Raw genomic sequence first — 14,451 nt, 5'->3', positions numbered from 1 at the left:
TGCCCATATCCTTTTTGATTTAACACGTTATCGGAGTATGGGCATTTACACAATTTTCAGTACAGTCTCGATAGTTATTAATACCCAACTGCTGAATATCAATACCGTTCACCTCAATCCTGCCTTCATCAGGGTAAAATAGTCCACATAGTACTTTCATCAATGTTGTTTTACCTGATCCAGAAGGCCCCACAATAGCCACACTTTCTCCTGGTGCGATGGTGATATCCAACCCATTGAAAATGGGCGAAGACTGGCTATCATACCGATAGCTAAGTGCATGGGTTGCTAGCGAAATCGGCTTTAAACAAGCCTCGTAAGGGATCTCTGGTTTGCGGTTTTCACGTGGATGCAGGGCAATATCGGCAATACGCTCATTGTGAAGACTCATCATGCGTAACTGCAGCAAGAAATTGGTTAATGATCCAATTCGGTCGGAGAACTGCCCTCGAAAAGCGCCGAACGCAACGAACATTCCGATAGTCATCTGGTTGTCTATTACCAAGTTTGTACCCAACCACAGGATTACCACCTGATCACATGCGGAGACAAAAGTGTTGATGCCACCAAACAGCATGTCCATTTTAGTCACACGGATCCCGGTATTGATGGTATCGATTTCGAGGTTGAGCCAGCGGGTACAGCGTCTTTCAGCTATTGACTGCATTTTAACAGTCGCTATGCCATATAGGGTTTCCATGAAATAGGAACTGGCACGTGCAGATCTTACTAATGACTCCTCTGACAGTTGACGGTAATAACCGTAGGTCAGCAGGCGAAGTAATACGTAAAGGGTTGTGAAGGCCATAACAATCCAGGTTAACCCCTCCCCGTACAAAATCATCATCACGAGCACGCCAATGACCATGATCATGTCCATGATAGCGCCAACGATACTGGTGGTGAAGGTAGTGTGCAAAGTATCAAGCGATCCGAAGCGAGACTGGATGTCTCCCAGTTTGCGCCGTTCAAAATACCCCAAGGGTAGTCGCAACAGATGGTTGAACAACCCGGATTGCCACTGGACGTTAATGAGTGTAGTCATGACTAATGCGGACCAAGCGCGCACCATGCTGACTGCCGCCCGTAGAAGAATAAAGAACAACAACCCCGCACAGATTAAGGTCAGCAGCCCGCGATCCCCAGCAGGAATCGCGTGATCCATCACCAGTTGGGTACCAATGGGCATAACAAGGTTGATGGTTTCAATGACCAGTGATAGACAAAAAATCTTTCCAAGCGTTCCTTTAAGACCATGCACACTACCTATTAGCGTGCGAAAACTGAGTCGACTTCGCATCGTATTCGCTTCGAATTCCGCACCTGGCCAGGCCTCGAGTGCCACACCAGTGAAGCTGCGCGAGAGCTCCGGCATGTTGATGATCCTGCGGCCCCGTGCTGGGTCATGTATGACCACACGGTTACGTCTGACGCTTACTAGAACCACAAAATGGTTAAATTCCCAGTGCAGTACACACGGCATTTTTAGCGCACCGAGTTCCTCGATATCCAGTGACAAGGGTCGTGAGGACAACCCGAGTTGTTCGGCAATACCGGTCAAACCCGCCAACGTAGTGCCACGTGCAGAGAGGTTGAATTGTTGGCGCAGTGCAATCAAATCGACGTTCTTGCCATAGCGGCCACAAATCATCGCAAGACATGCGAGGCCACACTCTGAGGATTCAGTTTGATGAACAAGCGGAACTCTTTGCCGCAACCGCATGTCGAGTTGATTAAGCAGTTTTTTGAATTGAGGTTTACTCATTGACCGGTCCCGACGCGCTGTGTTTCATGTCGTAAAACGGTGATAACATCCACTGATAAATTTTCCTTTTTTCCAAAAATAGGGTGCTCTCTGCTTTCATACCGTTTTCTAAGCTCAGGCGCTTGCCGTTATACATAATTGCTTGTTTTTCAGGTTTCACGATCACTTTATAGTAAGGTACAGCAGTCGTAAGCGCGGCTTTGGGTGCTCCCTGATAGGTCAACATTTCCTGTGGTGACGCAGGCGCTTTGGAAATAACGGACACCGTGCCGGCAAACTGTCCAAATTTCTGCGCGGGGAAGGCTTCATAGCGTATATTCACCTTGTCACCCGTTGTAATATAAGGAATAGCGTCATTGGGTATCCAAAGTATCAGAGAGTAATGATCAATACTGGGAGGGATTACCTGCAGCAAACTGTCGCCGACGTTCACCATTTGCCCGACCGTAACGCTAAGCGAATCGACGCGGCCGTCGACTAATGCACGAACGATAATCGCCCCGCCTGCATCGATATTCAGCAATTCTTTTTGCAACTCGTAGCGCTGCAGTTCCATCTGATAAATCTGGTTATCGAAATCGGAGGCTTGGGTGTGAATTTGACTTTCCAGAGTCGTTATCTGGAGGGAGTTTTGTTCGTTCTGCCCGGTGAGGCTCAGCAGATTATTTTGCTGCTGGTAATATAGTGCCACCTGATTGGTTAGTTGATCTTTATTGATAAGCCCTTTCTTCTGATATTGCCGATAATTCTCCATATTGTCTTTCATAATACGGAGCCCTTCCTCAGCGCGTTGCAGTATGCCGGTGGAGCGCTGAAAAGCAGAGATATACTGTGCTTTTTGCTTCTCCAGCATGTCGATAGTGGTTTTTTTGCTGCCATCCAGGCGGTTGATAATTTGTGCAACGCGCTCAAGCTGATTATCTATGTCCCGGCGCTGGTTATCACTGACCACGCCACTTTGGGTGCTTTTGCTTACATCTATCTTATAAATGGGAGTACCAGTCTTAATTACCTGTCCTTCAGTAACAAATACTTTAATAACTACGCCCTGAACCCCTGAATAGACGTTCGCTACTCGTGGATAGGTGCTGATTTCGCCAGTCACGTTGACTCTTCGGGTGTAGTTTACGGTGATGACAAAGGTCAGGAAGGCTGAAATAAAAAAAAGGCACAATCCAGCGATCACCCAAAAAGGAATACCTGGAAGGAGAAGCGCGCGGCCACGCCATTTCGTTTTCTGATAATTAATCGCTTCCTGGCGAAACACTATGGCACTCCTTTAACATTCAAAAAATGTAGCTGGTCACTAAATCAAGTATCACTGGCTGTTGATAGTTTGTTGGGACAAGAAAAATCCTATGTTCGATTTCCTAAGATTGAAATCAGCTTTCTACTATTAGAATTTTAATCATAACTTTCAACTAACCGGACTAAGTTGCAACGAAATGTAAGAATACTGAGATTAAACATAATGACACGTTGTAATAACGATAATTGATACCGCAAAACAAAGAAAAATCCTAATCAATTAGACAGGTTTTCCTAGTTTGATAGCGCGCAGCACACAACGAATTGGTTTTATCTGTTTTTTTTGAGGATTGTAAATCAATAAATACGCTAAATAAAACATTATCTTTTTGATTAATAATTGTGATTTGTATCACATAAAAAATTGAATTTATGTTTAATATTTTAATTTCTATTAACAAAGGAGTTGTTTATGAAAATTATTGATTCGCAGTATTTGAATGGAATTTCTGGAAGCGGTAGTGGTAATGATACTTCTAGTTTGAGTGGTGGTAATAAAGCAAATTCCAGTGGTTCCAAAAATTCGAATATTAGCAGTTCTGGAAATTATTATGCCACCCATACAAATTCAACATGTGTAGATGCTGTGGGGATTGGTATGCTTGGCGGTCTCGCAGGTGTTGCTACTGGGGCAGTGCTTGGCGGATGCTTTGACGCCAAGGGCGGGAATGTTGGCATGGGTGCAGGTGGGAACAAGAGTACAGGTGCGGTTGGTAGTTGCACCGGTAAAAATGGTTCAGGTGGATGTACTTGGTAGTTTTAAAAAAATAATTGATAGTTGCTCTTCAATTAACGGATCCCTATGTTTATATTAATTCGCACGCTATTTATATGCATCGGATTTTTCTTGGCTGCATCGATGCTGTCTGGAGCTGGAGTAGGTTTTACTTATACCTATGCAGCTCCTAAAAATTTGTCAGTCTTGGTCATTATGATTGTATTTGTTGGTTGTGCATTTTGGGCCGCTAATGTACTTGCGAAATTCGTGTTTTCCGAATTTTTCAAAAAAAAATGAGATTATCAGTGTAAAGACACCTTAATTTTTTAAGGTGTCTTTAAAAACTCCAAGGAAAACAATCCTATTTTTCGAGATCATAACCCAAGATTTCTCCATCTATTACATAAAATGAAATCTCATGGTTCACATGAATGAGTCATCATATGAATCTCCAGATTGGGGTCAGTTTAGATTTCGAGAATTATTGTATGGCAAGCCTATTTTTTTGAACAGCCCTACCTCTGCCAATAGGGGGGCTCCCACGCTATACGATGTTTCCCGTGTATTTTATCTAATCAAATAACCTAAATGCGATAATGCCAAGATGATAATTAAAAGCGATAGCCACTAGCAATTTATCAATCACATACGGATTGACATGGTTAAATTATGCGCTAAACGTACAAAAAATTTATCGAAATCTAAACTGCCCCCTTCACCATCGATTAATATGCGCTATAAACCGTGGGTGCAATGGCGAACGCCCGCTTTTCGCTCAAGGATGCCTGTCAACGTGGTTAAGCTTCAGTGGTACAAAAAATCACCTTAACATGAATTTTCTTTCGACTGAGCGTAAGCCCCTCTAACAACTAATCCAAAGTTGTTCGCTTCATTTATCTATTTAGCGGGAGACTTTTACCGCCCGTTAGATTCATTCACTTCGCCACTGCGCCTCATCACGAAACATTGCATTGAGAATAGTGATAAATTTTCTGATACAGGCAGTTAACGCAACTTTTTTAGGTTTACCACGTGAAACCAGATTTATGTAGAACGACCGGATCTGCGGGTTGTAACGCACCGCTGAAAGCATTGCCATATAAAGCGTTGCCCTCACGCCCGAGCGACCTCCCCAGATAGCTCTCTTCCCCCTCATTGATCCACTATCACGATCATAGGGGCATACTCCAATCAGCGCAGAAATTTGTCGTCGATTTAGACGTCCCAACTCTGGAAGCTGTATCAGAAGCGCAGCCTGTGTAACCGGGCCGATGCCTTTTACTGTTTCGAGTAATTTTCTTCTCTCTGTCAGTGAATTAGACTCTTTAATTCTAATTCTAAGTTCATCCTCTAGCTCACTAATTTCAGTACTCAGCCAAGCAATATGTTTTGTTATTCCCTGCTCAATATAAGGAGTGGGCTTCTCCTGATAGCGGGCCATCTCCATTGTCCTGGCCTGAACCAGTTGTCGCCTGCGAGTCAAGATTAACGATAACTCCTGCGAATCACGATCCTGAAGTTGTCGAACATCCGGCCTCATACGCTTTCCAAATTCACAGATAGTTTTGGCATCAATGGGATCACTTTTCGCTACCTTCCCCATAGCTCTTGCAAAATTCTTTATTTGGCGGGGATTAACAACAGCAACAGGTAAACCAGCGCCGCTAAGCATGGATGTCAAAAGATAGTGGTACTTACTTGTCGCTTCCATAACAACAAGTGAAACTGACAGTTCCCGTAACTCATCCAGCAATAACAGGATCCCTTCAGTTGTGTTTTCCAAATGAAGAAACTGACATGTCGTGTCGATATGAACATCAAAAGTACCTTTCGATACATCAATTCCAACTGTTGTCGTTTGTTTCATTTTCCAGTTCTCCCAGCCTTGTAGATACGGGCTTAACGTTCAGCCCTGGCAATTGTTCGGGTTAATACTGAAACTGACGCTGCGCAATAATGCTCACCCTCGGGCTTGATGTCCCTGGATAGCGGACGTGCTGCAGCATCAGGCGGAGCACGAGATGAGTATACCTGCATCCTGATTTCACTTTAAACATACAAGCAGTCAGGTTTACGCACCCTTCCGGGCGCAGCGGCCCGGCTACAGTGCGGGCACGGCTTTGGTGTTTGCACATTTGAGGAAATAGGGATAACGCGGGATGCGCTGAAACGCAGCAGCACCGCGAGGTGCCATGAATGTGGAGCAACGCGACACCCTTGGGCGGCAGGAGCCTCGCACAGGGGCAGCGCAGGACGGTCCGCTGACTTATCCCCCGCGAATACCAAAGTTACTCAGTGAAACTGTGGATAACCGGATGCTTTCTGAAAATGGGAAGAGTTTGCGACGAACGTCGCGGTAGCAGAATGGAATGGCGGCAGGACACGGGCTGCACCGGACCGGAGATCAGACGATTAATAATGGGGATGACATTATGTTCGTAGCAGGTAGATCAGCAGTGGCCACGATGCTCTTCAAGCAGGTCGATCGCCTGCTGCATCACGCCGGCCGTATAGCTGTCTTCAATGATTTTCGCGTAAGCCTGACGGTCGGCCAGGCATTCAAGCAGGGTATCGTGACAGATTTCATAACCCGTCAGGACAATCCCGGTCGCCGCGTAAGCGACCGCATCTTTGACGTCAGAAAAGAAAATACATTCTTTGGGGAAGCCGGGATTGATGACCATTTAATGCCTCCGGAACGGTTAAAATACGTCCTCATCATGCGTCCGTATCCCGGTGCCGTCCAGCACGACCGGGGTTGAGTCTTAGAATGTCGAAAACGGTTAGAAAAAGACCGACCTGTTAAAACCCGCAACGCTCGCCGCAGGCACGGCTGAGGCGTACCGCAGCACCGCGAGGAACGAACAGCCGTAACGAGGAAGCGTCATATCGTCAGCGGCTGATGTGAAAACCGGACACACCCAGACTGAGGTGGCCATAAAAAAAACCGGCACAGGGGCCGGCGGATTACGGTGATCGATACGCCCTACGATTTCCGGTTTTTCTTCCAGGTTTCAGAGGCCAGAAACGCCGCACGTACCACCACGATGGCCCAGCACAGCTGCAGGAGTATTTTCACGGGCACACTGAATCCGTCGAATATCAGCAGCGGCACGATAAACAGGCAACTGATGAGAAAACACCACTCTGCCGCACTTTTTCGCGCCCTGCCCGTCAGCGTCTCCAGCCCGATGATCCCTTTGCATAACAACATAAATGACATGGTTCTTCCTCTGACATCTCCGGCACGCCGGAGGACTTAGTCTTTTTTCAGCATGCGTTTGAAATTGGTGCGGGCCTGCCCTTCCCCTCCCGTACTGCCGGTGGACTCCGGAAGCACGGAGGGAGTTGGCACCTGACCAGCGCAGGCGGCAATGACGTCCTGAATGCTGGCCGTCGTGGGCTGCCATCCCGTCGTCTGCTGAATAATGCCCACCAGCTGGTCGGCGGTCAGCTGGCCATCGAACAACATGGACAGCAGATAAGGCAGGCGCTTATCCAACTGGTATAACGCGCTGCCGCCCACGATCGCCGCCCGGAAGAAATCGCCCCGTGTGCGCAGGGGAACTGACTCGATGATCTCCATCGCCCTGGCATCCTGATTATCGTCTTCAGGGTGCAAATAGACGGTCAGTTTCTTGCGTGTGTCGGTCACGGATAGCGCTCCTTGGAATTAAAGTAAGACAAGTTCTCGAACCAGCGCCGTCTGGGGGGCTTCAACCAGGACAATGCGATCAGGAGCCAGTTTCCAGGCTCGGCGCACAGCAGCTTCAATCAGCGACGCCCCGCCACCCACCAGCCAAACCCGGTTCACCTGGCGGTACGCGGACAGCTCATTGACCACCCGTTCACCGAGTCGCTCGATGGACGAACTTATCATGTCCAGCACATAGTCCACTTTTGACTCATCGTTGACAACCGTGGCGGCAAACTCTCGGTCATGCCGTCGCTGTATCAGCTGGTCAGCGACGAAGGCGCTGGTGTCGCTGTTGGCCATACGCAGTGCCGTAAGTGTGGCCTGTGTCACCATCGATACGCCGATCGTAGAATTACCCTGAATGGCACTGACATCTTCAAACTGTCCTACAAGAACACCGGCATCGAGCGTCGTTCCCCCCAGATCAATCACCAGCGAGGTTTCCAGCGGTCCGACACCGGCACGCTCGAGGGGCGATATCACCGCTGGCAATGATTCCGGCATGACGTCAACGTGCGCAATGGTGAAGGTTTCGCGCTTATTGAGCGTCACCGGACGCAGCAAGTTGTCAATTTTACGCTGTATGTTGACCTCATTGTGCTGACAGTCGCTGGTATAGAACTCACTGATAGGTAAGGTGACCGTCAGGCTGACCGGCTGTGGCGGCAGGCCACAGGTGAGAAGCGCATGATGTACGGCCAGCAAATTGGTGTCGCCATACTGATATTCAATGTTGGTGGTACTGATCGCCTGCTGGCTGACGCTGTCAAACGAGTACTTCAGCCCGTCAATTTCATAGTTGTACGTTTCACTGCTGCCGATCCCGGCGACCTTCCACCCCGCTTTAAAGGAATTCGGCGAGACAGAGGTACAAATTTCATCCCCATCACGCCAGGCCAGTTTTACATTCGTGGAACCGTCGTCACATCCTATCTTTTTCATGCTGTACCCTTATAAATACTCAATATGAGTATTTATAATACCTCACACAATCCACCACATCAAATAAACTACGCAAAATGCGTAATTATAAAAACCCATATTGAGAAATTGATTGACCGACAACCATTCCCCATAACTGGGCGGGCACCGGATATATTTTCAGCGTAAAAACAGAGGGCTGGTCAAAAGCCCGCAACCGGGTCTTGCAAGTCGGAATTTTCACAACAATAATACTGTAATTATATGGGTCTTCCCCTGTTGTGGTGGCTCAATCGACAGTTCTTCATTTTTACTTTACTTATTCTTTTGGCTGGAACTTGGACTTCTATATGAATGTCAAACGTATTTACGTTTAAAGGAATAACGTTCATGTCATGCTTAAAAAAATATGCATATGCCCCATTTGTCTTACTACTTCATGGTGTTGCAGCAGCGGCCTCACCAAATATGATGTATGGCACTGATAAGAAAGACTATTCACTGTCACCAGAGGTAACACCAAAATTATCTTGGGAGAAAAGTGAGTCTCAAGTTGCTAAAACTCAATATTGTCTTACCCCTAGCGATCCGGGATGCAGCAATATGTGGCAAAAGGAAAAAGAAAAGGAGAATGACGAGCGAATACAACATCACCAGCAGAAAAAATTTTATAACTCCCTTAAATGATTGCTCAAAAATTCATATTTAGTTTCCCATAGTGGAACATTACGCCCAGCTTGAAACGTTCTTTGTTCCTGAAGCCCCGTGACTTGATCCTGAGCAGCCGTATTTTGCTGTTCAGGGACTCCACATTCCCATTTGATACCCGGTTTTTCATTGCATTCAGGATACCGTAAAGGCGCTTTGCCACCATGCGGGCAATACTGGCCATGAGCGGTATGCCGGTGTCTTTAGCCATCGCCATCCATTCCTGCCACAGTTTACGGCTATGTTCGTCATAGCGGCGGTGCCACAGATCGCGGGCAAGCTCTTTCATTACCCAGCACTGGCTCGTTTGGGGTAACACCAGCCGGGCAACTTCTAACCTCTCAGCCCGGCGTCCGAGGCGATTTTGTTTGCTGTAAAACCACAGGTAGCGTGAGCGGTGGGCGTCTTTCCTGTCTGACGACGGGATCTGTTTCATCTCAGCCTGACGGATTTTATCAACGACGGCGCACAACATTTTTGCCACATGGAAGTGATCGAAAGCGATTTTATCGACGGCATTGGGAAGATGGATGCGGGCTGCGCTGATATAGGCCATGTTCATGTCCATAGACAGCGTTTTTATCTCATCAAGCTGGTGATCTCTCAGGCTGCGCAGATAACTGGCAAGGCTTTCTACACCGCGATCGTCGGTCAGTTGCAAAGCCCGTCCCTGCCTGTCAGAGATAACGGTGACGTACTGGTGTCCTTTTTTGAACCCGACCTCATCCACGCAGAGGTGACGGGCCGATAAGGGTTGTTTTATCCGGGCCAAGCCTCGTTTGACTGCGCGCATCATGATGCCGTCCACGGCATTCCAACTGAGCTTGAGCTGCTTTCTGACAGCATCCACGGTGCTAACTTTCAGCCATGAAAGAACAAAGGCTTCGAACAACAAAGTGTAGCGGCTGCCCGGCCCCGCCCAGGTAACCGGCAGTGTCTGGCAACCGTGCTCGGGGCAGTCAACGCGGGGGACATCAGCCTCAACCAGCGTGGTGAACTGACAGGTATCGAGGTGACGCCATTTACGACGCCGGTGGTCATGTATGGAGCAGGATTTACCGGAGGTTGGACAGGCCAGTTGTGTGTGCTCGGCAATGCTGACAATCACAGTCACTGACCCCGATTTTTCATCAAGAGAAAGGGATTGTACCTGCCACGGTGCGGACAGGTTAAGGATATGGGCATAGAGGGACTTTTCGTCCATGGCAGACTCCTCAGAAAATCAAGACTGCCATCATAATGCCCTTAGCCACCACAACAGGGGAAGACCCAATTATATACAGCATTATTAAAAGAAGTTCCTTATATTGCGCATCACACCCGCTGCTGATCCAGAAAAGATTTTTCTGCCACTCTTCATAGAACAATGTCCGGCCGGATTCCCCAGCCCTGCTACTGATTATGTGGAGAAATCATTGGACTTGAACGAACTCTGCATACGCCACCCATCAGCCACCTATTTTGTTCGCGCGGAAGGCGAATCGATGATCGAGTCAGGGATACTCTCGGGTGACCTGCTGGTTGTTGATAAGGCTATAACGCCAGCACATGGCGATATCGTTGTCGCCGCCGTCAACGGTGAGTTTACAGTCAAAAAACTGTGCACTTTTCCGGCACTCTGCCTGCAGCCAATGAATCCGGCTTATGCGCCTATATTCATAGATCCTGATAACCTGGAAATATTCGGCGTTGTCATTCACGCCCTGCACACATTCCGGTGACGCACCATGTACCTCCTTTGTGACGTCAATTCGATGTATGCCAGCTGTGAGCAGCTGTTCAGGCCTGATCTGAAAGGGAAACCTGTGATCGTCCTGAGTAACAATGATGGCGCGATTGTGGCTCTCAATAAAGAAGCCAAAAAACTCGGCATCAAGAGATTTGCCCCCGACTTCCAGGCCAGAGATATCATCAGACGCCACCAGGTGGCCTGTTTCAGTTCGAACTACGCACTTTACGGCGACGCCAGTGCCAGAATTATGACAATTTTAGAATCAATGGCCCCGACGCTGACCCCGTACAGTATTGATGAAGCCTTCATGACGATAACAGGCATCGATGCCTGTGAGTCATACCTTGCCTTTGGCCAGCGCGTCCGGACAACGGTTCTACAGCAAACGGGGCTGACCTGTGGGATCGGCATTGCGCAAAGTTACACGCTTGCCAAGCTGGCAAATCACGCCGCGAAAACGTGGCCGGCGACAGGTGGCGTAGTGGATTTAAGCAACAGAGACCGGCAGAGAAAGCTGATGGGGTTACTGCCCGTCGGGGAAACCTGGGGAATAGGTAGACGTCTAAATGAGAAACTGCACACGATGGGCATCAAAACGGTGCTGCAGCTGGCGGACGCAAACCTGCAACTCATGAAAAAGACGTTTGGCGTCGTCATCGAGCGTACTATCCGGGAGCTTAACGGCACTGCTTGCATCTCGTTAGACTCCCTGCCCGCCAAACAGCAGATCATCTGCAGCCGTAGCTTTGGGGAACGCATTACGCAGCTGCAGGACATGAAACAAGCCGTTTGCCAGTATGCCGAACGCGGCGCCGAAAAACTTCGGCAGGAACGCCAGTACTGCCGGCACGTCAGCGTATTTTTGCGAACCAGTCCCTACGCAAATGAACCTCAGTACGGCAATAACGCCACGCAGCAGCTGATGCTGGCCACGCAGGACACGCGGGATATTGTGGCGGCGGCAATGAAGGCTTTGGATCACATCTGGCGTGACGGCTACCGGTATCAAAAGGCGGGTATCATGCTCAATGACTTTTGCAGCAAGCCTGGCCAGATTGACATGTTTGACGAGACACCGCCGCGACCAAACAGCGACGCGCTAATGCGCGTCATCGATGGGATCAACGCAACAGGGTTGGGAAAAGTGTGGTTCGCAGGCCAGGGCATAGACAAAGGATGGAGGATGAAAAGGGATATGCTTTCCCCTTCTTACACAACAAGATGGTCTGATTTGCCAACAGCCTCTATACGCTAAACTAGTCATTTAATCGCATGTAATCAATAACTTAATTTGAATATAACATCAATTTGATATTTTGATATTTTGATATTTTGATAAATTATCATTTGGATAAAAAGTTATTCTATCAAATTATTTTTTCTACGCCGGTCAAGATATTGCTCTAAGGCTTCACGGATAACTGCGCTCGTATTTTGTGGGCCAGTACCACTCAGTTTGTTTTCTGCAGATGCTCTAGTAATTGCTTGGTCGAGAGACTTTGGAAGAGCGAGACTGCGCTGTACCTGTTTTTCAGTCTTCGCATCAGGTGGTGTGCCTCCATACTGTTTATCCGTAAGTTTGTCGGCAAGAGCAGCGACCTCAGCATCAGATGGTTTTTTGGTAGAGCGGGGTTTCAGAGCCATTGAGCGTAAACCTCTTCAATTAATTGATTAACTTCATCGATTGCAGTGTTGTTAGTGGCTTCCAAAACTGATTTCCCCAGAGGGACAACATCTCTGTATATTTTACGTTCGCAATTGATGGCATTAAGAGGCGATAGAGTTGGAAAGTCTTCTATATATGTGAGGAATTCTGCGCGTTCCTTACCGCGTAGCACCGGGTTCGTTGTGGCCCGCGTTTGGTACATGTAGAGTACTAATCCTGGATTAAGATCTTGCCAAGCTTCAAGCTGGCTTTCGAGTTCCTCTAAGGTATCCAAATCAAATTGCGAACAAAGGTGTGGCGCAATGATGATATCAGCCACAGCTCCTGCATTAGCTAGTTCGCGACTGTTACGTCCAGCGACATCGACAATGACATGATCAAATTTTTCATCGAGCTGTCGTAAAGTCTGACTAATATTTCCGTACTTTTGGATCAGAGTTATACGAGGTTGCAAGTCAGACTCTTCACGCGAGGCATGCCACTTAGCCGCAGATGATTGAAGATCAGCATCTAGCAGGCATACATCTTTACCTCGTAATGCCAAAGCAATCGCAACATTTGTAGCAGTAGTACTTTTTGATGCTCCACCTTTGTTTGAACCTATCACTGTAATCATAGGAATTCTCATGTGCCAATTAACGATATTATCAGTTTATCATAAAACTAAATTGATAATAAAACATTTTATCTTTTTATTAATTTAATAAAAATATAAATCAAAAGTACTGAATACTACGATTTTAGGCATGAAAGGATTTCATAGACGGTTACCAGGTGGCTATAAAGGCTCAATAAACTTTAGGCATTCCCCAACCAATTGATTTACATGAGTTATAAAACTTTTTTTAATATCCTCGTGATCTTCAGGCTGTTGTCCTTTGCTAAAATGGTGGCTGCTGGCCTGTGTTCCATTTTCCACGCTCTGTTGCTGTACAAAGACCCTCACAAGCGTCGGACACACAGCTGGCAGCCACTCCTCTGCAAACTTTAGCTATTTCCCATACAGCGATATCAACATATCCACAGGTATATTTTTAATACGTTTTATATGTTTCAAGAGATTTTAAAAGCTTTTAGCACGCTGGCAGGCCTTGCTGCGACAGGGCTGGAAGGGTATTTGTATGGCAAACACCACAAGTAAGTATGGGGGATAGCTAAAGATACTATGGGTAACAGCTAAAGAAAGTATGGGAAATACCCCAAGTTATTATGGGAAACACCTAAAGTTGCTTCTGGTATTTCAAAACTCTTTTTTAATGATGGATTTAGACTTGACCAACGACCACAAAAAGCAAATTATGGGCAATATTTTAGCCGCCCATAGTTGGTGAGAATGTCTGAAATCTTGACGCTGCCTAAGCCCAAAAGAAACGTAAAAATATCACAGTCGAACGAGCTGACACAGGCTGCCTATTACCTATCATTGCAAGCAAAGCGCGTTTGTAGTGGCAACGATGTTTACGTTTTTTAAACGCATAGTGGCGAATAATCCACGGGTGAAAAAGATGTCTCAGGAGCAAAGGAAAAAAGTGGGGGAGCCTGTACAAAAAATTGTGTAAATGCCCATACTCCGATAATGTGTTAAAACAAAAAGGATATGGGCAATGGCGAAAAAGAATCGATTACCCGATACACCGCAGCAGGCTCAGTTACGTCAGATTGGCCAAAGACATTAAAACTGAGGCCGACCTCAACAACGTGCTCAACCAGTTCGTTAAAATGACCGTCGAGGCGGCGCTCGGTGCCGAGATGGAACATCACCTCGGCTGTTGCCGGTGCCACCGAAGGTCATGGCACCGGCAACAGCCGCAACGGGTTCTCCCCCAAGACGCTCACTTCGCAGTACGGTGAGCTGGCCATTGAGACGCCCCGTGACCGCAACAGCGAGTTTGAGCCGGTTATCGTTCAGAAGGGGCAAACCCGGCTGACCGGCTTT

14 protein-coding genes and 1 pseudogene are annotated in these 14,451 nt (G+C 47.4%); 5 read left to right on the top strand and 10 right to left on the bottom strand.

Annotated elements, in window-relative coordinates; translation table 11 throughout:
- Positions 1–70: 70 nt before the first annotated feature.
- Together J8X26_RS23420 and J8X26_RS23415 are read right to left on the bottom strand one after the other, a co-directional pair.
- Positions 71–1,765, bottom strand: a pseudogene (locus tag J8X26_RS23420) (peptidase domain-containing ABC transporter); the annotation flags it as partial.
- Complete coding sequence (locus tag J8X26_RS23415) at positions 1,758–3,032, bottom strand: HlyD family secretion protein (RefSeq protein ID WP_208952105.1); 1,275 nt, start codon at positions 3,030–3,032, stop codon at positions 1,758–1,760. The gene J8X26_RS23415 and the pseudogene J8X26_RS23420, both read right to left, overlap by 8 nt.
- Positions 3,033–3,485: 453 nt before the next feature.
- Here J8X26_RS23415 and J8X26_RS23410 point away from each other — a divergent pair, with 453 nt between their 5' ends.
- Positions 3,486–3,830, top strand: coding sequence for a hypothetical protein (locus tag J8X26_RS23410; protein ID WP_208952104.1), 345 nt, complete (start codon positions 3,486–3,488; stop codon positions 3,828–3,830).
- Positions 3,831–4,722: 892 nt separating this feature from the next.
- Here the strand turns inward: J8X26_RS23410 and J8X26_RS23405 are convergent.
- The 5 genes from J8X26_RS23405 to parM all read right to left on the bottom strand — a co-directional run bounded on the left by J8X26_RS23405 (position 4,723) and on the right by parM (position 8,430).
- The gene (locus tag J8X26_RS23405; protein WP_208952103.1) at positions 4,723–5,658 is read right to left on the bottom strand and encodes an IS110 family transposase; all 936 of its coding nucleotides are present in this window, start codon (positions 5,656–5,658) and stop codon (positions 4,723–4,725) included.
- 583 nt (positions 5,659–6,241) lie between these two features.
- Positions 6,242–6,475, bottom strand: coding sequence for a hypothetical protein (locus J8X26_RS23400; RefSeq protein WP_208952102.1), 234 nt, complete (start codon positions 6,473–6,475; stop codon positions 6,242–6,244).
- A gap of 302 nt (positions 6,476–6,777) precedes the next feature.
- A complete protein-coding gene (locus J8X26_RS23395) occupies positions 6,778–7,014 on the bottom strand; it encodes a hypothetical protein (protein ID WP_208952101.1) in 237 nt (78 codons plus the stop codon).
- A 36-nt stretch (positions 7,015–7,050) separates the two neighbouring features.
- Entirely contained in the window at positions 7,051–7,446 is a 396-nt protein-coding gene (locus J8X26_RS23390) for a plasmid partitioning/stability family protein (RefSeq protein ID WP_208952100.1), read from the bottom strand.
- Positions 7,447–7,464: 18 nt separating this feature from the next.
- Positions 7,465–8,430 carry a plasmid segregation protein ParM domain-containing protein gene (gene parM / locus J8X26_RS23385; RefSeq protein WP_208952099.1) on the bottom strand — a complete coding sequence of 322 codons (966 nt, stop codon included), beginning with the start codon at positions 8,428–8,430 and terminating at the stop codon, positions 7,465–7,467.
- 369 nt (positions 8,431–8,799) lie between these two features.
- On the opposite strand from parM, the gene J8X26_RS23380 reads away from it, so the two are divergent.
- Positions 8,800–9,096, top strand: a complete 297-nt coding sequence (locus tag J8X26_RS23380; RefSeq protein ID WP_208952098.1) for a hypothetical protein — start codon at positions 8,800–8,802, stop codon at positions 9,094–9,096.
- Between the two features lie 4 nt (positions 9,097–9,100).
- Here the strand turns inward: J8X26_RS23380 and J8X26_RS23375 are convergent, their stop codons facing one another.
- Complete coding sequence (locus J8X26_RS23375) at positions 9,101–10,321, bottom strand: ISL3 family transposase (protein WP_208952097.1); 1,221 nt, start codon at positions 10,319–10,321, stop codon at positions 9,101–9,103.
- A gap of 103 nt (positions 10,322–10,424) precedes the next feature.
- On the opposite strand from J8X26_RS23375, the gene umuD reads away from it, so the two are divergent.
- A complete protein-coding gene (umuD, locus tag J8X26_RS23370; protein ID WP_244370815.1) occupies positions 10,425–10,838 on the top strand; it encodes a translesion error-prone DNA polymerase V autoproteolytic subunit in 414 nt (137 codons plus the stop codon).
- Positions 10,839–10,844: 6 nt separating this feature from the next.
- Positions 10,845–12,104 (top strand): translesion error-prone DNA polymerase V subunit UmuC, encoded by a 1,260-nt coding sequence (umuC, locus tag J8X26_RS23365; RefSeq protein WP_208952096.1) that lies wholly within the window; start codon positions 10,845–10,847, stop codon positions 12,102–12,104.
- Positions 12,105–12,208: 104 nt separating this feature from the next.
- Here umuC and J8X26_RS23360 read toward each other — a convergent pair whose 3' ends face one another.
- Together J8X26_RS23360 and J8X26_RS23355 are read right to left on the bottom strand one after the other, a co-directional pair.
- On the bottom strand, positions 12,209–12,493 hold the full coding sequence (locus tag J8X26_RS23360) for a hypothetical protein (RefSeq protein ID WP_208952095.1): 285 nt from the start codon (positions 12,491–12,493) through the stop codon (positions 12,209–12,211).
- Complete coding sequence (locus tag J8X26_RS23355) at positions 12,484–13,131, bottom strand: division plane positioning ATPase MipZ (protein ID WP_208952094.1); 648 nt, start codon at positions 13,129–13,131, stop codon at positions 12,484–12,486. The genes J8X26_RS23360 and J8X26_RS23355 overlap by 10 nt, the downstream gene beginning before the upstream one ends.
- A gap of 1,125 nt (positions 13,132–14,256) precedes the next feature.
- Here J8X26_RS23355 and J8X26_RS27775 point away from each other — a divergent pair.
- Positions 14,257–14,451 (top strand): transposase (locus J8X26_RS27775; RefSeq protein WP_208952093.1); only part of this gene is annotated, 195 nt, incomplete at its 3' end.

This window comes from Rahnella sp. ChDrAdgB13, assembly GCF_017655185.1.
GTDB classification, from domain to species: Bacteria; Pseudomonadota; Gammaproteobacteria; order Enterobacterales; family Enterobacteriaceae; genus Rahnella; species Rahnella contaminans.
This window is presented reverse-complemented; position numbering and strand designations above follow the sequence as displayed.

Bases quoted from the DNA above. Each gene is read 5' to 3' on its own strand.
- J8X26_RS23410 (WP_208952104.1), top strand. From the start codon at position 3,486: ATGAAAATTATTGATTCGCAGTATTTGAATGGAATTTCTGGAAGCGGT.
- J8X26_RS23405 (WP_208952103.1), bottom strand. From the start codon at position 5,658: ATGAAACAAACGACAACAGTTGGAATTGATGTATCGAAAGGTACTTTT.
- J8X26_RS23400 (WP_208952102.1), bottom strand. From the start codon at position 6,475: ATGGTCATCAATCCCGGCTTCCCCAAAGAATGTATTTTCTTTTCTGAC.
- J8X26_RS23395 (WP_208952101.1), bottom strand. From the start codon at position 7,014: ATGTCATTTATGTTGTTATGCAAAGGGATCATCGGGCTGGAGACGCTG.
- parM (WP_208952099.1), bottom strand. From the start codon at position 8,430: ATGAAAAAGATAGGATGTGACGACGGTTCCACGAATGTAAAACTGGCC.
- J8X26_RS23380 (WP_208952098.1), top strand. From the start codon at position 8,800: ATGTCATGCTTAAAAAAATATGCATATGCCCCATTTGTCTTACTACTT.
- J8X26_RS23375 (WP_208952097.1), bottom strand. From the start codon at position 10,321: ATGGACGAAAAGTCCCTCTATGCCCATATCCTTAACCTGTCCGCACCG.
- umuC (WP_208952096.1), top strand. From the start codon at position 10,845: ATGTACCTCCTTTGTGACGTCAATTCGATGTATGCCAGCTGTGAGCAG.
- J8X26_RS23360 (WP_208952095.1), bottom strand. From the start codon at position 12,493: ATGGCTCTGAAACCCCGCTCTACCAAAAAACCATCTGATGCTGAGGTC.
- J8X26_RS23355 (WP_208952094.1), bottom strand. From the start codon at position 13,131: ATGATTACAGTGATAGGTTCAAACAAAGGTGGAGCATCAAAAAGTACT.